Below are 20,078 nucleotides of genomic sequence, written 5' to 3'. Positions count from 1 at the left end.
CATGCCAAGCTGAAGCCATACGAACGCGCAAAGGACCGAACGATTTCGGCCGAAAGACCGACTTCTTGAATTCTTGAACGCCCTTTGAGCATAAGAACTGTGCCGAGTGTCAACTACCGGCTTTCGGTCGAAATGGCGGGCAAAGCGCTTCATACACCGCCATGATCGGAAGAAGGCGCTCGGCATAGTTCGGCGGTCGGCATAAACATGCTTATGCCGCGCGGCATAAGGCGGTCTCGATCAGTGAAGTGATCGTTGCCCAGTGTTGGGCACCGCCGTCGGAAGCCGCGCTATAATGCCGGGAATCCGGCATCGACGCAGTCGTCACCTATCCATTCCAACCTCTGGTTGGGCAGACCGTTCTTGTGGTCGGGCGAACATGAGCGTGACGGCGTCCGTCATCTTTTAATCCAGCAGCCGGATGGCGGGTCATTCCATTTTCCGGACTGGATGGTCACTTCAAAGGCCGGCTCGATCGATGTCGTTGCCGAGCTCCATCTTCCCCTCACATACCTCCTCGAACTTCGCGCGCTTGTCGATCATCTCGTAGCTTCTCTCCGAGAGACTCGTTCTCTGGAGGAGGACATGCCGATGAAGATCCCGCTGCGCACTCAACTGGATTTTGTTCGCGCTCGCTGCGCCACCAACCGAGATGTCCGACGACAATCGGCTGAAAGCGGTGGCTCTGTTGCAGTCGCTACTCATCGAAGCGGCATCTGTGCCAGCCGACGGACCGTGGACCCGGAACTGAAGGAGACGGCAATGAGCAAGATCAACGCTGAGCATCTTTGCCGTAGGCCCATCGTGTAGTCGACGAGCTAGCAAGTCAAGAACAACCTTTAAAGCCAAAGACTCCAATATGCACTGGCGGCCATAGGCCGGGCCGTGTCGGTGCGGTCTCGTTAGAAGGGTCACGGCTGGCGCGCAAAACCCGGCCGCGGCAAGCATGTAATCGAGTGGGAGGCCCCGGTCTATCACACGCTGGACCACATCCTGACCAATCCGGTCTATGCTGGGTCATATGCTTTTGTCCGGCGTGGGACGCGCGTTTTGATCGAAAGCGGCCGGAAGCGGGTCGTGCGTGATAGCATGCGCCGGAACTGGAAGGAGTGGGCGATCATCACCAGGCATATATTTCCTGTGAGGAGCTCGACAGGAATCAGCATCTGATCGCCGACAACGCCAACGGAAAGAGCTACCTGGGCCGCGGGGCGGTCCGCCGGGCGAAGCCTTGCTGCCCGGTCTCGTCCGCTGTGCTCGCTGCGGCCGCTTACAGCAACACCCAACGCTATGTCTGTCGTGGGACCTTGGCGACAAAGCCGTCGTCGACTGCATACGCTTCGGCGGCATGCGGGTTGACCGAGCGATCGCCCAGAAGGATCTTGATCGCATGCAGCCGATCGGCATCGAGGCGGCGCTGGCTCCCATAGAGACGCAAGGCCAAGAGCACTGCGACAAGCGACAGCAGGTTGAGAACGCGCTTCGGCAGGCCCCACTATGAAGCGGGGCGTGCGCGGCCCCAGTACGATGAGGTCGACCCGAGAACCGGCGCCGGGGAGCTTGAGCGGCGCTGGAATGAGGCACTGATCCGCCTGCATGAGTTCCAAGAGGATTTCGATCGCCTGGTCGCCCTTCAGGCGCCGACGGTCTCTGCCAGGGCTCCTGCTTCCCGGGCTTCCTCGAACCGCGCCGCATGGCCGAAAAGGCGCTCACCGCCGTCATCCAGGAAGCCTATGTACAGGGCATCTCGACGCGCGCGGTCGACGACCTAAAGGCGACGGGGATGGGGCATCTCCAAGAGCCAGGTCTCACGGCTGTGCGAGAAGATTGACGGCAAGGTGAAGACCTTCCTCGAGCGGCCGATCGAGGGCGATTGGCCGTATTTGTGGATCGACGCCACTCACCTGAAGGTCCGCCGCGGTGGGCGGATCGTCCCGCTTGCCGTCATTATAGCCGTCGGCGTCAACGCGGACGGTCGGCACGAGGTGCTTGGCATGGAGATTGGCACCTCGGAGGCTGAGCCGATCTGGACGGAGTCCCTGCGCAAGCTGACACGTCGCGGCCTGCGCGGCGTCAAGCTCGTCGTCTCCGATGCTCACGAAGGCATCAAGGCGGCCGTCACCAAGGTGCTGTGCACGACATGGCAGCGCTGCCGCGTTCCACTTCATGAGGAACGTGCTGGCCCATGCCGGCAAGAGCGGCCGCCGCGTCGTCTCCGCTTTCATCGCCACCGCTTTCGCCCAGGAGACGCCCGAGGCCGCGTCCGTACAATGGCGCGCCGTCGCCGACCAGATCCGGCCGAAGGTGCCGAAGCTGCCGAAGCTGGCGACAATCATGGATGACGCCGAGCCCGACGTGGTGGCCTACATGACCTTCCCGAAGGAGCATCGCGCCAAGCTCCATTTGCCGATCCGATCGAACGTCTCAACGGCGAGATCAAGCGGCGCAGAGAGTTGCCGATGAACATCGCCTTTGTTGGCCAGCGCTCTCCGAATTTTGCTTCGAACGAGCCGAGACCGAGCTTGTGGCTTGTCGTCGCACCTATGCCGTCAGTCGGCGGCTGGCCAAGGTTCCGCCAGCCCGGAGATTCGGCTATATTGGGATAAAGACGCCCAGGTCCGGCTGTCCTTCAAGTCCGCGCCAAAGTCTGCAGGGTCTCATTGGCGGCGAGGCGTGCTGGCAGCGGCTTGATTTTTTCCCGCCTGCGCCAGCGCAGCAAGCGTCGAGCCGGCTTTTGTTCAACGCAAAGTACCTTCGATTCAAGTACATCATCTCTCACCGACTGTCGTGTACCGTGAACAAGCTCAAGCAGTTCCGACGTGTCGCAACACGGCACGACAAATTGCTGACCAACTCGTGAGGTTCGTCAGCCACTGGCGAAGCGCCCGAGCTAGCGCTTTGTCTGTTCGCCAGTGCTTTCGCGCAAATCACCGGAATCATCCCTTCGGGTGTGAAAATTAATGTATAAGTGATGCGCCATTTCAATTAACAATCATTCAACAAAATATAACAAAGCGTTAATTGTTCCCTGATGTGTTGTGTGCTAAAAAGGTATGCGCTTGGAAATTCCTCATCAATTCACCTTCGTCATGGAAGGAAATACGGGGAATAATATCCGAATCCGTCTTATTATTTGGGATAAAGCGCGGAAACGGGTAGATAGGAGTATTTAAACTATGACAGCAATAATCCATCCTCAAGACCAATGATACTTGCAGAATCGCTTGCCGGATCGCTCCTTGCAGGTCGTTCTAATTCGGACGGATCCGATGCCGGCGAATTCTGAAGCACCTCTTTACGGCATCCAAGGCGCGCGAAAAACGTGACTTGAGCCTCGAAACCCTGAATTTTTCCCCGTCCAAGGTTGATAGCCTTCATCCGCAGGAGCTTGACACAATGAGGATAATGTCCTTCAAACCGGGCCATGATGGCGCAATTGCAGCACTGGATGCAGCATCAGCCGAGCTCATCTATTCATTCGAGGCTGAGAAGGACAGCTTTCCCAGATATTCGACCCTCACTCCAACGACGTTCCTCGATGCCGCTGGCGGCCTGGACGCCATTCCGGATGTGATCGCTATCAGTGGGTGGACGAAGACAGGGTTCACGAGCGACAGCGCCGTCGCGGCAGGCTATAAGGGCATAGCCCAAGGGTCGGAGATAGTCGGCGAGAAGACCATCTTCGGGAAGAAGGTGCGTTTCTATTCCTCGACGCACGAGCGCTCCCATCTCTGGAGCTCCTACAGCATGTCCCCATTCCCTACCGGAACGCCCTGTTATGCACTGATCTGGGAAGGGGTGTTGGCAGATTTCTATGAAATCGATGAGCGCCTGCAGGTTGTGCATTTGGGAAAAGTGATGGCGACTCCTGGCAACAAATATGCCTTCCTTTATGCGCTGGCCGATCCGAAATTCACCTTGCCAAAAGGACGATTGCGCGACGAAGACCCCGGCAAGCTAATGGCGCTTTGCGCCTATGGGCAGCCCGGATCGCCAGACCGGGACGAGCAGGCGCTGATCGAATTTCTGCTTCCGCGCGACAGTATTTTGCTCTCGCTTAGCAAGGAGGATCTGCGGCATTCTCCCTACTACAACATTGGCGTAACCCATCAGAAGTTCACCACCCTCGCCATGCGAGTTTCGAATGCCATTTTCGATTCCTTCCACGCCTTTGCGAAGAAGAACCTGACAAAGGGCTTCCCGCTGCTGATTGCGGGCGGGTGTGGATTGAATTGCGAGTGGAACCGCCGATGGATCGAAACAAACCTTTTTCCCGATGTTTTTATACCGCCGTGCACAAACGATACGGGCTCGGCTATCGGGACTGCAGTCGACGCGATGCGGCATTTCACGGGCAATGCGAAAATCAAATGGAACGTCTATTCAGGTCAGCCTTTCACACTTGACGAAATTGATCGCACCGGGCTCGAGGTCCATCCACTCGACTACGACCAAGTTGCCTCGGCCCTGCTCACCGACAAGGTGATCGGCTGGGTACAAGGGAATTGCGAAATCGGGCCACGGGCGCTCGGCAACCGGTCAATTCTCGCGGCGCCTTTTTCAAAGGCAACGCATGAGCGGTTAAACCGCATCAAAAACCGGGAGGGTTTCCGCCCGATCGCGCCGGTTTGCCTGGAGCAGGACATTGCGCTCCATTTCGACTTAGCACGCCCGTCGCCCTATATGCTTCTTTTCCAAAAGGTTCTCGATAGCCGGTTGAAGGCCGTCACGCATGTCGACGGAACAGCGCGGGCTCAGACAGTTTCTCATGAGCAGAACCCGCGTCTCTTTCAACTTCTTACCTCGTTTAAGGCAAAAAGTGGGGTCGGTGTTCTTTGCAACACCTCGCTGAACTTCAACGGAACTGGCTTCATTAATCGCGCAAGCGATTTGCTGACCTATGCCCGGGCCACCGGTCTTGACGGATTTGTTATCAATGACGCCTTTTATCTCTTCAAGGGGACGCCCCGTAATGCGCAGAGCCGATGGAAAGATTGTAGGACCAAAGAGTAATTCACTTGGACTTACCGCGCGTAAGGCTTGCTTCTCGACTCGCCACGTTGAAGTCAGCCTCTGTCCAGCTCTTCGCTCCGACGGCGTGTGACATTGCCGCGCGGACTAACCGATCGTGTGCCGCAGCGTAGATCCTACGCGGCGAGCGGCGAGAGTGTGGCATCTTTCGGCGCTGTTAACACTCTTCAGAAGGAGGCGTCCCATGTCGCAGTTTTTTTGACCCAAGCCGGTCTCTTACCGCTCTCGAACAAGCATAACACGATCGTCGCCGGTTCTGGCTGCGGCGCGCGACATCGAGGCCTATGCCATCCACCCCGCTAGCGTTGCGGTGTCGCGTGAGCACCGGCGTGCCAATCGGCCGAACCAGGAGATGGGATAAATGCAGGAGCAGGCTTGACACTCATGGCCCCATACAGGTGAAGCTGGCGGCATTGGTCGCCGTGCTCTCCGGGATGGGCCGGGCTGATCAGCGCGGCTGGGAGGCTGATCAGGGGATCGTCGCCCGGCATCTCGGCGCTTGCAAACCATGCCCGGCGTTGGCCCCATCGCCGCACCCACGATTGAAACCTCCGCGCCGCCGACGGACACGTTCAAATGCGGCCGTGACTTCGCCGCTTGGCTTGGGCTCGTCCCGTTGCAGAAGTCGACCGGCGGCGGTGAGCAATGACTAGGAAAAACCTCGAATATGGACCACGCGATATTCCACGGCTGCTTATCATCGGCGCTATGCCTGTCATCCTATGGGCATCCCGGAAGGGGTTGTGTGCAAGGAAGAACCTGAAGCATTGGACATGTGATCGAGTGCGGTGCAAAGCGAGCTTGCGTGGGCTCTCAACTTGACTCTGGTTTTCCTGACCCCGATCTGATCGATCATTTGCCCATGCAGCTCATGCCTTCCTCACATCACCGACGTCCCGGTCTCAGGTGCGTTGTTGCAAATCACGCAGGCACCGTCACCGGATCTCGGTAGTCCTCCTGTTTCGTCAGCATGGCCCAGATGCCACGCGCCATCTTGTTGGCCAGCGCGATTGCCACCGGCATGCGCGGTTTCTTCAAGATCAAGCGAGCAAGCCAGGACCGTCGGGCGCGCCTCCGAGATGCCCATCGAACCACGGTCATGGCGCCGATGATGAGCAACCGCCGAATATCGCGCTGGCCCATCTTCGATACCTTCCCTAGTCGTTGCTTGCCGCCGCTCGACTTCTGCCGAGGGACCAGCTCGAGTCAGGCGGCGAAATCGCGACCGCACTTGAAAGCCTCCATCGGTGGCGCAAAGGAAAGCACGGCGTTGTCCGTGCCGCCGCGGGCGCTGGATGCAGCAGCATGATCTACTATGGAAACTTTCGAACGTTGCGCCGATGCCGGCCGCGATGCCGCCTTTGACGCGAGCGGCTTCGCCGACCGCGTCGACAGCCCCCAAAATCATGGGTACACAGGCTCAACCACAACGAGCAGATCCTTGGCATCGATCTGGTCGCCGGCCTTGACCAGCACCTCGGCGACCGTGCCGTCGCGCTCGGCATGCAGCGCCGTCTCCATCTTCTTCATCGCTTCGATGGAGAGCAGCACGTCACCGGCTTTCACCGCCTGGCCGGCGGCGACCGCAAGTGCTGAGACCACGCCCGGCATCGGTGGGCCGACATGCGCCTCGTTGCCCGGCTCGGCCTTGCGGCGCGCCTTGGCGGCGGATGAGCCATGCGCCCGGTCGGGCTTGACGCGACGCGGCTGGCCGTTGAGCTCCAAGAACACGGTGACCATGCCCTTCTCGTCGACATCGCCGATGGCGAGGCAGCGCACGACCAGCGTCTTGCCCTTGTCGATGTCGACGAAGATCTCGTCTTCGGACTTCATGCCGTAGAAATAGGTTGGCCTCGGCAGCACGCTGACCGGGGATCCGCGTGAAGATGCCGTCTACGTTCTCCGTGTACGCATTGAGCATGGATTAAGCTCAACCGCTTCACCATGAAGGCGACAGAGACGCCCAAATGAACCACCGCCGATTGCTGTGAATGACCGCCGTCAAGAAAACGAGCAATCCGTGCCGGCGGCGACGCCCCTTCGCCGAGCGCGGCCGTTGAACGCCGGCTCACCATAATCACCATCGAAAAGGTGACCGGCGCTGCTTGGGAGCTACTTGATAGCGCCGGCCAGGCGGAATCAAGGTCCGCCGTAGGCCCAGAATAGTTGAGAAGCCATATTGTCAATCACGCAAGCCACACTGGCGTTAGCTCGCCCTCTAAGAGGGTCATCAATGTGATCCTTGTATCGGGGGCCTCATCGATCTTTTCCCGCTCGCAAAAGGCGTGCACATCGCCGTGCACACACCGTGAAGCTAAGTTTTCTTCGTCACCGCACTCTCCCGGTCAGGCGATAACTATTTTGTTTGACGCGGCGGGCATTGATCGCTTCGTAGTGCTGTAAGCTGCACCCGGAATAGCATCTGTCGAACCTCGGCAATGTTTCGGACCAGTGATCGCGTGGCTCGCAGCTGGATCATTCGATATTGAACATCGCGATCCTTATAGATAACGGGGCCGGGACGCGCAATTTACTTTTTATCAGAGCCGGGATAACAATTACTCATGTCGGAGGATATGACGGCTTCCGTTGAGTGCGCTGCGCGAATTTGAAGTTGCTGCACGGCAAGAATTCCAAGCTCTGGCCTGTTGCCGGTTTTTCGGACACGAGGTTTAAGTGAGCATAGCTTTCTCCTCGAACTCGAGGGGGCTCAGATAGCCCAGTGCGAGTGCCGTCGCCGAGGGTTGTAGAAGCGCTCGATATAATCGAACACGTCCGCCCTGGCGTCATCCCTCGTCCCGTAGTCCTTACGTGCTGTCCGCTCGGTTTTCAGCGACGAGAGAAGCTCCCCATCGCAGCACACCCGCATCGATCTTGAGCCGATCGTCCTAAGCCATTTCGGCTCCCTGGTCCCAAGTCAGGGAACGACGCAGCTCTTCGGGCAAGGTGATGATGGTGCGCGTAATCGCCTCACGCACCGCTTTCAGCTCCGTGTTCCCGCGAGAGCAGGCCCATTCTTCATCCGCGGGGCTTCGCCATGCCCCACAAGCCGGGGAAGATGCAGCAGCATCGTGAAGCGTGTCGTACGCTCAACCAGCGTGCCGATCGCCGAGCTGTCAAGACCAAGAATGAGGTCTCCCTCCCAGTGACCCGGCACCGCTCGATCGGCCGCTTCGGCGGGACGCTGACTGATCATATCTCCGGCGAGACAAAGCCCTTGCCTCGCCTCGGACGCGCGCCCTGGGGACCCGTAATACACGTCCTGTTCGCAAGCAGGCCGTCAGCTCGCGGCGCAGCACTCCGCGGCCCTGAACGAAGAGGGCGTGATAGGTGGCTTCGTGGCTGATGCGCATCGTCTTGTCGTCCGGGAAGTCGATCGGCAAGCGTCGGGCAATCTGCTCCGGGCTCCGGGCTCCGGGCTCCAGGCCCATCGCCGATCCTTTCGCGGACCGTGCCGGCGGCCCTTCCACCGAATGGCCGGACCAGGAATGGCGGTGCCACTTGGGGTCATGACGACGCCGGCCAGTCGCTGCTCCACATAAGTGCGCAAGGTTGGGTTAAGCGCACGCTGTTGCGGTTGGCGGCCACGACTATCGGGCGGTAGCGATACGGCGCTCGGAGCCGGAGTGTCGCAGCCTGTAGGAACCAGATGGTTCCGAAAGGCGGGCGGTATGCGCCCAGCGATGTTCAGATCTTCCAAGCCGCCGCGCTCGGCCATGCCCTCAGATCCGTCCCGCACTCGCCGATGAGCTTCAACGCAAGTGACGGACCCGACCCATGGATCTCGGTCAACGCCAAGGACGCCATATAGTGCAGCCCTGACATCGAACGACGGTGTGTTGACCTGCTTGGTCTTCACTCGTGGCTTGGATAGCTTGCCGACCGGCTTTGCCCCTTTGTCGGTCAGCTCCGCTATCAAGGATTCCAGCTTGCGATCGCAGTCGAACATCTTGGCCTGGTAGGTGTCGTAGAGCTCCAGCGACTGGGTGAGCGCGAAGACATGTTCGTCCCGGTCGTTGCCCACCAGTGCAGCGCGGATCGTCTCGATAGAGGAATGGCAGCGCACATCGCGAAGGTCGCTAATACATCGGGATTGCGCTCGCCCGCTACAATCGCTCGGATGATCCGCATACCGGTCGCGCCGATGATATCGGAGACAACGTGGTGAAGTTGCAGGTTCATCTCCATCAGGGCCTTCTGCATGTGCTGGATATGGGCAGCTGCGTATTCCACTAGCCGCTCCCGCTGACGCAGATAGGCGCGCAGCGTTGCGATCTCGGCATCAGGACGGAAACTCCCGCGTAACAATCCGTAGGACGGCCTGTTCTCAGGGCATTCAACCTCGACCACCACAAGTATGCCGCTCTCAACCATGCGAGCATCGCCCGCTTCGGCTCTCTTGAATTCCGTTTCGTTCGTCCGCTAGTCGACGTCAAGCGTAGTAAGATTTATCTAGAGAGTTCAGAGAAGATACATGTCAACCTTTTCTGGTCTACGACGTCTGACGCGGAAGGATTGTCCGCGTATATTTGTTATTCGATCAAGGACTAGTATTGGTGTTAGACTTCAGATGAAAGTAAGTTTCAGAGATGTCATGCGGAGTCAGACCAAGGACACCCGTCATGGCAGCCTCTAGTACCTTACACGACTGGGATGTTTCTCCGCACTGGAGACAAGATCGTCAAGATTGCTGACACGGATGGAAAAAGCTGGCGGAGTCACGCGGCAATCGCTGACATCCGTTTTGCGCCCAGGCACATTCTTTGCGTAACGCGCATTGACCAGAATGACCTCGAACCCATGCTGCTCAAGAATCTCATAGGCCGGGATCCAATAGACCCCGGTGGATTCCATCGCGACATTGGTCACGCCGCACGCTTTGAACCAGTCCGCCAGATCATGCAGGTCTTTCGTGAATGTGCCAAACGCTCGCACTGGCCTATCAGTGCAGCCCGGGTCGACCGCTGCCATGTGCATTTTTGATCCGATGTCGATGCCAGCGGCACCAACATTGACCGGCTTCAATTCCGGGCGGTCACCGGTCGTGATCTTGGGCATCGCAAATCCTCCATCAAAAATTGTCGGCGGGAGGGTCTGGGCTATGCCTATCTTCATCTTCCTAATCGGGATCGCCGTTGGAACGGCGACACCACTCTCAAGTTCGCATGCACCCATGGACCACGCTTTTTAACGGGGACTGTGCCTCCAATAAGCTGACGGCCGCTACCTTCTGAGGTGCGAGGGTAGCACGGGCTGTTTCTACCGCGCGCAGGCGGGCACAGGCCCGTGACAGTTTTTTAGGATGTCGCGCTCCGCCTTCAGCTTCGCCACTTCCTTGCGCAGCCGGTCGATCTCCTGCTGGTCCGGCTTCATTGCCCATGACCGGGAAAGGCATGCTGCGGATCGGTCGACAGCTCGCGCACCCATTTGCGCAGCACATCCTCGTGGAGATCGAGGTCGCGGGCCGCCGGCGCCACCGCCACGCCTCGATCCTTCACCAGCCCCACTGCCTCAAGCTTGAACTCGCGGCTGAACTTCCTTCTCTGCTTTTCCACTCTCCAGTTCCGTTAAACACCTTATCTCGGTGTCCACGAAACCGGCAGCAGGCCACTCCACGCTGACTGCGACGGTGACGGCCGGCCGATTGTCCTGCTCCTGTCAGAAGGTCAGATGAGCGACCACAAGGACGCCCCCTGCCGCCGGCGGCCAGCCTGATCGCCGACCGGGGCTACCGACAGCGCCTGGTTCCGATAAGCACTCGTTGCCAAGGGCTCGACCGTGCATTCCCTCCCCTACGACAAGACCCTCTATCGCCAGAGACACAAAGTCGAGAACCTCTTCGTCGTAAGACGCCTGCCGATTGTCGAGCTCACGCGGTCTTGGGCTGGGGCAGAACAACCAAAGACTCGGCGTGGATCATCAAAGACTCAGCGTAGATCACGGAATTGCTCGGCCGCCGAGCTTTCAGGGTCGTCGCCGTGGCGCTGGCCAAAAAGTTGGCGCGGATCGTCTGTCCGTCCTCGCCAAAGGCGGCTCCTATCGCAACGAACGCTCCGGAAAGTTGCCCAGCTTAAGAAACAATCACGGTGCTTTTCGAGTTGCGAGGGTGACCGATAATGTGATGACAAACCGGTCCAGCCGAGGGTCGGAATAGCCGCTAGGGTTTGTGAAGCGTAGTGCCAATGTTCTGATTGGGATCCGACCCGCGAACTTCATCAGGGCCCGCAGCCATAGGTACTTCAATGAGGCCGGACACATGGCTTGCACCCAACCGTTCTGTTCAGATCGTCATCGGACCGCTTGCAAATGCGGAGAACATCCAGACATGCCCCCTTAAACTGCTTAAACCCGGTCATGACCCTTAGTTATGCGGTCCACCATTAATACTCATTTGAAGTACAGTCAGCCGCTGGCTATAGGTCTCTGCCGAACATGTGTTTGCCTAACTTCTTCGGAGGTCCCGCATCGCACCCGAGACGTTGATGAGCCCAGAGAGGCTCTCCTGGCTTGCCGAGCAATAGCGTGGGAGCAGGTCGGCTCCTAAAATCGCTAAACCCAAAGGGACATGGGAATGTGGAAGCTTGGCAACATGGACGGTCGCCGATGAAGATTGCTCTCGGATCGCGCCCCGTTACTTTAATGGAAAATATTTGGATTCCGCTTTCCGACGGTACCCGCCCAGCAGCGAAGATCTGGCTGCCGGAGACCGCGAACTCAGAACCCATTCCGGCGACTGTTGACTACATTCCTTACCGCAAACGTGATGGAACGGCTCAGAGGGCGAAATCACATACCGTTATTTTGCATCGCATGGATACTCCGGACTGCTCATTAGGCGGCATCCGAAGATGCGCAAACAGCCTTATTCTTATACCGACGAAGAAATGACCTTCAGTTGAGGCTATTTCAGGCATAGAAGTACTTTCAATGGTCCATATAAATAACAAGTGTGAAAAGCGCGCCCTGCTTCGAAGGGAAAATCGCTTAACCGAAATGGAGGACTCGATTGTGAATGTTTTCGCAGACAGTGTGAGCCGCCGGACCCTTCTCAAGGCCGGCGCAGCGCTCGGAGGGGGAATCATAGCTGCCGGCATGCCGTTATCGCAAGCCATCTGGGCAGCCGAAGGTAAGGTGCTCAAGGCGCGTTCCCTTTCTGACATCGATAAGCTCGATCCGGGCTTCTACCAGAATGGCTATAATGTCGATGTAATGAACTGCATTTATTCGAAGCTCACGCATTACAAGCCTGGCTCCGAATGGGGCTGGGAGCTGGAGGCGGCAGAAAAGATCGAGCAGGTCGACCCGACACATGTCCGCTTCCGTCTTAAGAAGGGCATCAGGTTTACCGGTGGTCACGGCGAGCTGACCGCCAAGGACGTGAAATTCTCCTTCGAGCGCGTCATCAAACACAATTCGCCGGTTAAGCCCGATTGGGGTCCGCTCGACCACGTCGAGTTGGAGGACGACTATACTGGCGTAATCGTATTCAAGACGCCGTTCGTGCCTCTCTGGAGCATCACTCTTCCCTTTGGGGTTGGGCATATCGTTTCCGAGGATGCGGTGATGAAGGCAACCAAAGACGGCGGCGATTTCGGCATGAAGCCGCCCGCTTTCTCCGGCCCGTATGTGGTCGCCGAGTGGAAGGCGAATCAGTATCTTCTTCTGACCCGCAATCCTGACTGGTCAGGGCCGAAGCCAGGCTTCGACGATATTCGGATCGTGCCGATCAGCGACGTCAAGACGGCCGAACGCGCCTACCAAGCGGGCGACATCGATTTCACTGGTATTAGTCTGGATTCGCTTGCGATCTTCAAGAGCAATCCGCCTCCCGACACGAGGATCGAGGTGAGGCCTTCGATCGGCTACGTCTGGATAGGCATGAATACGGATCACCCAACGCTGAAGGACATCAATGTCCGCAAGGCGATCCAATGGGCGATCAATGTGCCGCAGATCCTGGATGCTGCATATTCGGGCCAAGTCAACGTGGCTACAGGCACCATTGCTCCGGGGCTTGTTGGGCACCGCGAAAAGTCGCTCGTCCCGCCGGAGGGCGATCTGGCAAGGGCCAAGGAGTTCCTGGAAAAGGCCGGTGTGAGCGATCTGACCTTAACCATCGATTGCCTTAACGAGAGCACTTATTCGACCATAGCTCAGGCGGTGCAGGCGCAATTGTCGCAGATCGGCATCACGCTCGAGGTCAATGTCCAGGATTCCGGCTCGTTCTGGACGCTCGGCATGGAATCCGAGGGCGAGCGCTGGAAAGACCTGCAGCTCATTGTAAATCGGTTCTCCTCTGTACCCGATCCATATCCTGCAACGGCCTACTTCGTGGGTGAGCAAGTCGGCGTGTGGAATTGGGAACGCTTCCGCAGCGAGCGTTTTGATGAGTTGGTCGCTGAGGCGATTACGATCGACGATCCTGACGCACGGGCGAAGCTCTATTACGAGATGCAGGACCTGATGGAAGAATCGGGTGCCTACCGGTTGCTGACCAACGAGGCGACGCCCACGGCGTACCGGACGACCAAGATCGAAGCTGAAACCCGCCCGGACGGAGTTCCGCTGTATCTCGACTTCAAGTCGGCTTAGCCCGAGCGATGTGAATAGGCCGGAAGCATGTGGGTCTATTTTTTCAAGCGGCTCGTCCTCGCGATCGCAATTATTGCGGTCGCGGTGACTCTTCTGTTCCTGATGATCCGTGCAGTGCCGGGCGATCCTGCCGCGGTTATGCTTGGACCACGGGCGACGCCCGAAATGAAGGCGCTGCTGCATCAGCAGATGGGAATGGACAAGCCGCTCGTTGTGCAGATCGTCACGTTCTTCGGCGGGCTGCTTCATGGCAATCTCGGTTACGACGTATTCAGCCAGAGGCCTGTCGCCGACATAGTCTTCGACCAGTTACCTTATACAATCGAACTGATTTTGATCTCGATCTTAGGGGCGGTCGTGATAGCCGTGCCGCTTGGCTGCTACTCGGCGATACGACGTAACTCAGCGGTCGACCAGGTGGCCGGCGTCGTGACGGTCGCCACGATCGCAATTCCTTCCTTTGTCATGGCGGTCTATGCGCTGCTGATTTTTGCCGTCACTCTGCGCTGGTTGCCAGCGATCGGAGCTGGCAATGGGTTCTGGAAGGGACTTATCCATCTCATTCTCCCAAGCTTCGCCATAGGGATTGGCTGGGTCGGCTACATTTCCCGACTGGTCCGGGCCTCCATGCTCGAGGTCTTGAGGGAAAACCATATACGGATGGCCCGCTCTTTTGGAATCTCGGAATGGCGTATCGTTGCGCGCTACGCGCTGCCGCTCGCGATCCTGCCGACCGTGACCATAATCGGGGTAAGCATCGCGTGGCTCCTTTCGTCCGCTGTCTTTATCGAGGTGGTTTTCGCGAGACCTGGCATCGGGGCTTTAATTGTGAACGCGGTCAATACGCGCAACTATCCGATTGTGATGGGCGTCGTGCTCATCACCACGTTCCTTATCGTTGCCGCTACGACGCTCTCGGATATTGTTAATGCGTTCCTCGATCCGCGAACCCGGGAAAAGCTCTAACATGGCGATCGTCGAAACCATTGGTCCCGAATCCAATAGTGCAATAGCTGCCGGCGCCTCTCGCACTTTTTGGCGGCAATTTCGCAAAAACCGCCTGGGTATGCTCGGAGCAGTGCTTGTCCTACTCATAGCAGCAATCGCGCTCTTCGCTCCGCTGGTCATCACGCATGATCCGATCCGGATCATGGTTGGACCCCGTCTGGCCGCACCTTCAATGGATTTTCTGCTGGGTACGGACCAACTAGGCCGCGACACGTTTTCTCGCACCATCATGGGCGGCCGCATTCCGCTCCTTGTCGCCTTCGCCTCCCTCGGCAGTGCGCTGGCGGTTGGTGTCGTGCTTGGCCTCATCGCAGGCTTCGGGCCGCGTTGGCTGGACAATTTGCTCCTGCTGATCTTTGATACCATCCGCTCCTTTCCGGGCATCATCTTTGCGCTGGCAATCATCGCGCTTCTGGGCCCAAGTCTGGCCAGTATCATTTTTGTCATCTCAATAACGTCGGTGCCGATCTATGGGCGCGTCGTGCGCACCCAGGCACAGGCGCTGCTGCGCAGTGAGTACATAGCCGCCGAGCGCAGTATGGGCGCAGGCACGACGCGTATCCTTGGCGTCCATGTTTTGCCCAATGTGATCGGCCCCCTTCTCATCCTCGTGAGCATGGATGTGCCGGCCGTCATAGCCTGGGAGGCAGGGCTCAGCTTTCTCGGAATGGGCGTTCGACCCCCGACACCTGACTGGGGAGCGATCCTCAACGATGGCTATAGCTACATCAACCAGACCCCTTGGCTGGTGATCGCTAGCGGCATTCCGATCGTCCTCGCAACGCTTGGCTTCACGTTCCTGGGTGAGGCGTTGCGCGATATATTCGATCCCAAATTGCGGAAAGACCTGTGAGACACGGCGGTCTAACCCAGCAAATGTCCGCCCGGCCGCTCCTTGCGGTCCGTGACCTAAATCTTGATTTCGGCTCACCGCGTGGGCGCATCCATGCCTTGCGGAATGTTTCGCTCGATGTGCCAGCTGGACAAGTGATTGGCATAGTCGGCGAAAGTGGGTCTGGAAAATCAACGCTCGCCTACACGGTGATGGGCCTGCTCCCCGAAAATGCAGATGTGACAGCCGGCAGCATCGTGTTCGAAGGTAAAGACCTGCTCAAAATGCCCGCTCAGGAGCGTCGGCGCCTGCTCGGCAATCGTCTCTCCATGATTTTTCAGGACCCGATGACCGCACTCAATCCGGTGCGGACCATCGAGAGCCAGATGTTCGATATCCAGCACCACGAACAAGGAAGCCGGAGCAAAAGGCGCGCTCGTATCCTCGACATGCTTCACCGCGTCGGAATTACCGATCCCCAAAGCCGTATCGGCGCCTATCCGCATCAGTTCTCTGGCGGCATGCGTCAGCGAGTTTGCATTGCCATGGCGCTTCTTGTGAAACCAGCGCTCCTCGTTGCCGATGAACCGACCACTGCGCTCGATGCAACGCTGGAAGTGCAGATCATTCATTTGCTCAAGGATCTTCAACAAGAAATTGGTTGCTCGATTCTCTTCGTCTCCCACCACCTCGGCGCGGTTGCTGAGTTGTGCGACCGGGTCGCTGTTATGTATGCGGGCGAAGTAGTGGAGCAGGGGGCGGTGCGAGACATCTTCCACAATCCTGCTCACCCCTACACGCGCGCGCTGCTTGAGTGCGATCCCGGGCGTATCAAGAAAAGCACGCGCACGTTGCCGACCATTCCGGGAGAGGTGCCGAGTCTCCTCGGCAGCAGGAAGGGATGCATCTTTCGCACACGTTGCCGATATGCGTCCAACCGCTGTGCCCAAGAGAACCCATTAGAGTATCGCATCGGCGTGGACCAAGTCGCCCGATGCCATCTCCTCGACAAAGAGCGGATGGTTTCGGCATGAGTGCACTGCTTCGTGTTGAGGACCTGCGCGTCTGCTTCCGCACAATGGGCCCGCTGAAGGCGCTCGCAACAGGGACAAAAGCCCCGTTCATCGAGGCGGTATGCGGCGTTTCTTTTGAAATTCGGAAGGGCGAGACACTCGCTCTTGTGGGTGAAAGCGGCTCAGGCAAATCCACCATCGCGCGCACGATCATCGGCTTGCAGCGGGCTGTGAGCGGCAGCATCAGCTTCGACGGACACGAAATTGGGGAACTTACAGGGGCCGAACGGAAGCCTTATTTGCGGCGCATGGCAATGATGTTCCAGGATCCCGTCGGCTCACTCTCACCGAGGCTGACGGTGCGATCGCTCCTGACAGAGCCGTTTCGGATCCATGCACTAAAGGATCGCGATGCCGGAGGCGAGGCCGAGCGCCTGCTTCGGATGGTCGGCTTGCCGGCGGATTTTGCTCGCCGCTATCCCCATCAGCTTTCCGGAGGTCAGGCCAGGCGCGTGGGTATCGCGCGTGCTCTCGCGCTGAATCCGGACTTGATCATTGCCGATGAGCCGACCGCAGGCCTCGATGTGTCAGTGCAGGGCGAGGTGCTTAATCTTCTCGCGCGGCTTCAGGACGAACTCGGCATGGCGATTCTGATTATCACGCACAATCTTAACGTTGTGCGCCACATGACCGATCGCATGGCGATAATGTATCTCGGCCGCTTTATCGAGGTCGGCTCGACCGAGCGTATCTTCGATCAACCGCGGCACCCCTACACGGAAGCGCTGCTTGCGGCCAATCCGGAGCCCGACCCGGATGCGGTGATGAATAGAATCGAGCTTAAGGGCGAGGTCCCGAGTCTGATGAGGCGGCCAGCTGGCTGCGAGTTCCACACACGCTGTCGCTACGCACAGGACATCTGTCGCTGCGTCTTCCCTGAACCTTCAACAAACCCAGATGACACGGAGCACAGCTTCAGATGCCATTTCCCCTTGGGAAGGAATGGCGAAGCGCAACTGACACAGCCTCCACTTGGCGGCATGAACCTATTTCAAAAGTAGCCAATAGTCTGTCCCTATGCATGTGAAACTTGCCAGGCTCGACAGTTCGGTGGCCGCCAATCGAAATAATGCTGTTTCGGTTCACTCCAAACAGTATCTCTATCGTGAAACGAAAGCCGAGGAGAACGACGTGGTTGAAGTCGTTGAGAACGAATGGATTCAGACGCCAGATGGTCGCAGGTTGGCCGCCAGAATTTGGCTTCCTGCTTCCGAGGGACCGGCCCCCGCTATCTTTGAATATCTGCCCTACCGAAAGCGCGATGGGACCGCTGCGCGCGATGAGACGACGCACCGCGTTTTTGCTGAAGCGGGCTACGCTTGCGTGCGTGTCGATATCGCCGGAACGGGCGACAGCGAAGGTCGGTTCGACGATGAATATTCCGAGCAGGAGTTGAGTGACGGCGAGACAGTTCTGGCCTGGATCGCAGCGCAGCAGTGGTGCGATGGCAATATTGGCATGATCGGCATCTCGTGGGGCGGGTTCAACGGTTTGCAACTGGCCTATCGCCGACCACCCGCGCTGAAGGCGGTGATCAGCATGGGTTCGACCGTCGATCGTTTTGCGGACGATGCTCACTTCATGGGTGGCTGCCTGCTCAGTGGGAATGTTGATTGGGCCACTCAGCTGTGTGCCTACCTCACTCGTCCGGCGGACCCTCAGATTCGTGAGGACTGGCGTGAGGACTGGATCGCACGGTTGGAGAACGTTCCCTTTTCTGCCGTTGACTGGATGCGTCATCCCACGCGGGATGATTACTGGAAGCACGGTTCGGTTTGCGAGGACTGGTCGCGCATTGTGGCGCCGGTGCTGGCGATCACCGGTTGGGCCGATCCGTATGTCAATGCGCCGCCAGCGCTGGCAGCCAACCTTCGAGTACCCTGCAAAGCCATGATCGGCCCTTGGGAGCATAACTATCTCCACCTTTCGCGGCTCGATCCTGCAGATTTTCATTCAGAAGCGTTTCGCTGGTTCGATCGCTGGCTCAAGGGAAAGCAGAACGGCGCGGAGGACCTTCCCGCTTATCGCGTTTACATCCAGGAGCATTTCAACCCGACCAAGGAATATGGTCCGAGGTTTGGACGTTGGGTGGCGGAGCAGAGCTGGCCTTCATCTAACGTCAGCGATCGCGTTCTTTTCTTGGGGCCTGGTGGGTTAAAGGACGATGCGACCGCTGGGACTATAGCAGTTTCAAGCCCTACGCACATCGGTCAGACGGGAGGGTACTACTGCCCTGGCATGCGCATCGACAATGAACTGGCCGAGGACCAGGCAACTGATGATGCTCTATCGACCTGCTTTGACACGGAAATGCTGAGCGAGCCGATGGAATTGCTTGGTCGTCCTAAGCTGGAGTTCGCCTTTTCAGTTGACAAACCAGTGGCTCAGATCGTCGCGCGCTTGTGTGACGTCTCGCCCGAGGGCGTTTCGCAAATGATCACCTTTCGACCGCTGAACCTGACCCACTTTGCCAGCCACGAGAGCCCGCAAGCGCTGGTGCCCGGGCAGGTCTACGAAGCCGAATTAGAGCTGAATGAGTGTGCCCATCGACTGAGAACGGGACATGTCCTTCGGCTGGCGCTGTCGACTTCCTATTGGCCAATGATCTGGCCAGCGCCTGAAAATGTCGTGATCACGCTGCAGTTGCAAAATAGCACGGTTCACCTGCCAATTCGAACCGTTACTAAGGAAATCCCGCCCTTGAACCCGGGCCCGCCAAGGGAGTATCCGAAGCTACAAGTCGAGCAGCTGCGTCCGGCCAGTAGTAAGTCGAAGCGCCACGCGCGGGAGGATGGCACGATAGTGCTGGATACCTTCGATGACTTCGGGCAGAAGATCAATCCGCACCACGGGATGACCGTGGGCAGCGATGTTCGCATGCACTGCAGTATCCATCCCGGCGATCCAGCGTCGGCTCGATTCACAAGCGAGTGGCATTTCACATTCAAACGTGATGAATGGGAGGTCGCAATCGAGACCGAACAAAGCATGACTTGCGATTCTAAATGCTTCTATCTGCACCGCAAAGTGCGCGCCACCGAGGGCCCAGAGAAAGTCGAGGTGTTCGCAAGAGAATGGTCGGAAAGCATTCCGCGCGGGTTGCTTTGATCTGCCTCGATGCGAGAGAAAGCTCGAGGCTGGCCGGTTGATAATGAACGACTCCTCGGACTGCCGGTTCGGTGCGATGGCTTTCGGCGGATCCAAATATGGCAACCAGAAAGGGAAGACGTCTGTTTCGCCTAGGAGAAGAATATCCTCCGACACTTCCAACGCTTGGCGCCCATATTTGACGGCTGCAATGATCTCAACTGGGTCGGCCTTCCGGATGAATAGGCCCGGGTTCTTGATTGTGCTCATTGATTAAGCGGTTAATGGCTGCCTGCATCGCCGTGCTTCAAACGTCGGCGTGTCAGCTTGGCGAAGAAGTAGCTTCCGGTGAACCGTCATGGTGGGGATACGGTGACCTTGCCCCCAGTTTCTATCCAGTTTTGAGTTCGTTTCCGGCGTGGGTTGTGCCCTGCTGGGCGGGTGAAGCGACGGGC

11 protein-coding genes and 8 pseudogenes are annotated in these 20,078 nt (G+C 58.1%); 11 read left to right on the top strand and 8 right to left on the bottom strand.

The features are described 5' to 3' along the window. The first annotated feature begins 363 nt into the window (after positions 1 to 363). The gene (locus tag AC0L2Y_RS31055; protein WP_473561727.1) at positions 364 to 810 is read left to right on the top strand and encodes a hypothetical protein; all 447 of its coding nucleotides are present in this window, start codon (positions 364 to 366) and stop codon (positions 808 to 810) included. Positions 811 to 1,288: 478 nt separating this feature from the next. On the opposite strand, the gene AC0L2Y_RS31050 is transcribed toward AC0L2Y_RS31055, so the two are convergent. Then, on the bottom strand, positions 1,289 to 1,444 hold the full coding sequence (locus AC0L2Y_RS31050; RefSeq protein WP_473561725.1) for a hypothetical protein: 156 nt from the start codon (positions 1,442 to 1,444) through the stop codon (positions 1,289 to 1,291). Between the two features lie 204 nt (positions 1,445 to 1,648). Between AC0L2Y_RS31050 and AC0L2Y_RS31045 the strand changes: the two are divergent. From AC0L2Y_RS31045 to AC0L2Y_RS31035, 3 genes and pseudogenes are all read left to right on the top strand, one after another. Then, positions 1,649 to 2,456 (top strand): annotated as a pseudogene (locus tag AC0L2Y_RS31045) (IS256 family transposase); the annotation flags it as partial. Between the two features lie 871 nt (positions 2,457 to 3,327). Further along, complete coding sequence (locus tag AC0L2Y_RS31040) at positions 3,328 to 5,013, top strand: carbamoyltransferase C-terminal domain-containing protein (RefSeq protein ID WP_473561723.1); 1,686 nt, start codon at positions 3,328 to 3,330, stop codon at positions 5,011 to 5,013. 526 nt (positions 5,014 to 5,539) lie between these two features. Beyond that, positions 5,540 to 5,680, top strand: coding sequence for a transposase (locus AC0L2Y_RS31035; protein WP_473561749.1), 141 nt, complete (start codon positions 5,540 to 5,542; stop codon positions 5,678 to 5,680). 272 nt (positions 5,681 to 5,952) lie between these two features. Here the strand turns inward: AC0L2Y_RS31035 and AC0L2Y_RS31030 are convergent. From AC0L2Y_RS31030 to AC0L2Y_RS31000, 7 pseudogenes are all read right to left on the bottom strand, one after another. Further along, positions 5,953 to 6,294, bottom strand: a pseudogene (locus tag AC0L2Y_RS31030) (transposase); the annotation flags it as partial. Positions 6,295 to 6,435: 141 nt separating this feature from the next. After that, positions 6,436 to 6,903 (bottom strand): annotated as a pseudogene (locus AC0L2Y_RS31025) (biotin/lipoyl-containing protein); the annotation flags it as partial. An 800-nt stretch (positions 6,904 to 7,703) separates the two neighbouring features. Then, a pseudogene (locus tag AC0L2Y_RS31020) lies at positions 7,704 to 7,870 on the bottom strand (IS3 family transposase); the annotation flags it as partial. 52 nt (positions 7,871 to 7,922) lie between these two features. Continuing rightward, positions 7,923 to 8,590, bottom strand: a pseudogene (locus AC0L2Y_RS31015) (IS30 family transposase); the annotation flags it as partial. A 146-nt stretch (positions 8,591 to 8,736) separates the two neighbouring features. Further along, a pseudogene (locus AC0L2Y_RS31010) lies at positions 8,737 to 9,348 on the bottom strand (IS110 family transposase); the annotation flags it as partial. A 405-nt stretch (positions 9,349 to 9,753) separates the two neighbouring features. Then, positions 9,754 to 10,089 (bottom strand): annotated as a pseudogene (locus AC0L2Y_RS31005) (IS110 family transposase); the annotation flags it as partial. Positions 10,090 to 10,326: 237 nt separating this feature from the next. Further along, positions 10,327 to 10,586 (bottom strand): annotated as a pseudogene (locus AC0L2Y_RS31000) (transposase); the annotation flags it as partial. 1,048 nt (positions 10,587 to 11,634) lie between these two features. Here AC0L2Y_RS31000 and AC0L2Y_RS30995 point away from each other — a divergent pair. From AC0L2Y_RS30995 to AC0L2Y_RS30965, 7 genes are read left to right on the top strand one after another with little or no spacing between them, the layout of a single operon-like run. Further along, positions 11,635 to 11,919, top strand: coding sequence for a CocE/NonD family hydrolase (locus AC0L2Y_RS30995; RefSeq protein WP_473561721.1), 285 nt, complete (start codon positions 11,635 to 11,637; stop codon positions 11,917 to 11,919). 39 nt (positions 11,920 to 11,958) lie between these two features. Then, entirely contained in the window at positions 11,959 to 13,623 is a 1,665-nt protein-coding gene (locus tag AC0L2Y_RS30990) for an ABC transporter substrate-binding protein (protein WP_473561719.1), read from the top strand. 27 nt (positions 13,624 to 13,650) lie between these two features. Then, positions 13,651 to 14,589 carry an ABC transporter permease gene (locus tag AC0L2Y_RS30985; protein WP_473561717.1) on the top strand — a complete coding sequence of 313 codons (939 nt, stop codon included), beginning with the start codon at positions 13,651 to 13,653 and terminating at the stop codon, positions 14,587 to 14,589. Between the two features lies 1 nt (position 14,590). Further along, positions 14,591 to 15,484, top strand: a complete 894-nt coding sequence (locus AC0L2Y_RS30980; RefSeq protein ID WP_473561716.1) for an ABC transporter permease — start codon at positions 14,591 to 14,593, stop codon at positions 15,482 to 15,484. Further along, positions 15,481 to 16,497, top strand: coding sequence for an ABC transporter ATP-binding protein (locus AC0L2Y_RS30975; RefSeq protein ID WP_473561714.1), 1,017 nt, complete (start codon positions 15,481 to 15,483; stop codon positions 16,495 to 16,497). Before AC0L2Y_RS30980 ends, AC0L2Y_RS30975 begins: the two co-directional genes overlap by 4 nt. Continuing rightward, positions 16,494 to 17,537, top strand: coding sequence for an ABC transporter ATP-binding protein (locus AC0L2Y_RS30970; RefSeq protein WP_473561712.1), 1,044 nt, complete (start codon positions 16,494 to 16,496; stop codon positions 17,535 to 17,537). The genes AC0L2Y_RS30975 and AC0L2Y_RS30970 overlap by 4 nt, the downstream gene beginning before the upstream one ends. Positions 17,538 to 17,553: 16 nt before the next feature. Beyond that, positions 17,554 to 19,644: a CocE/NonD family hydrolase gene (locus AC0L2Y_RS30965; RefSeq protein WP_473561710.1), complete on the top strand. Its 2,091-nt coding sequence runs from the start codon at positions 17,554 to 17,556 to the stop codon at positions 19,642 to 19,644. The last annotated feature ends 434 nt before the right edge of the window (positions 19,645 to 20,078 follow it).

It is taken from the genome of Mesorhizobium sp. WSM4830, assembly GCF_055811495.1.
Note: the sequence above shows the minus strand (reverse complement) of the source record. Positions and strands in the feature narration are given on the sequence as shown.

What these genes read in the sequence shown, in the direction of transcription:
- AC0L2Y_RS30985 (WP_473561717.1), top strand. Translation starts at nt 13,651, where the DNA reads ATGTGGGTCTATTTTTTCAAGCGGCTCGTCCTCGCGATCGCAATTATT.
- AC0L2Y_RS31035 (WP_473561749.1), top strand. Translation starts at nt 5,540, where the DNA reads ATGCCCGGCGTTGGCCCCATCGCCGCACCCACGATTGAAACCTCCGCG.
- AC0L2Y_RS30965 (WP_473561710.1), top strand. Translation starts at nt 17,554, where the DNA reads ATGCATGTGAAACTTGCCAGGCTCGACAGTTCGGTGGCCGCCAATCGA.
- AC0L2Y_RS30980 (WP_473561716.1), top strand. Translation starts at nt 14,591, where the DNA reads ATGGCGATCGTCGAAACCATTGGTCCCGAATCCAATAGTGCAATAGCT.
- AC0L2Y_RS30990 (WP_473561719.1), top strand. Translation starts at nt 11,959, where the DNA reads ATGGTCCATATAAATAACAAGTGTGAAAAGCGCGCCCTGCTTCGAAGG.
- AC0L2Y_RS30970 (WP_473561712.1), top strand. Translation starts at nt 16,494, where the DNA reads ATGAGTGCACTGCTTCGTGTTGAGGACCTGCGCGTCTGCTTCCGCACA.
- AC0L2Y_RS30995 (WP_473561721.1), top strand. Translation starts at nt 11,635, where the DNA reads ATGAAGATTGCTCTCGGATCGCGCCCCGTTACTTTAATGGAAAATATT.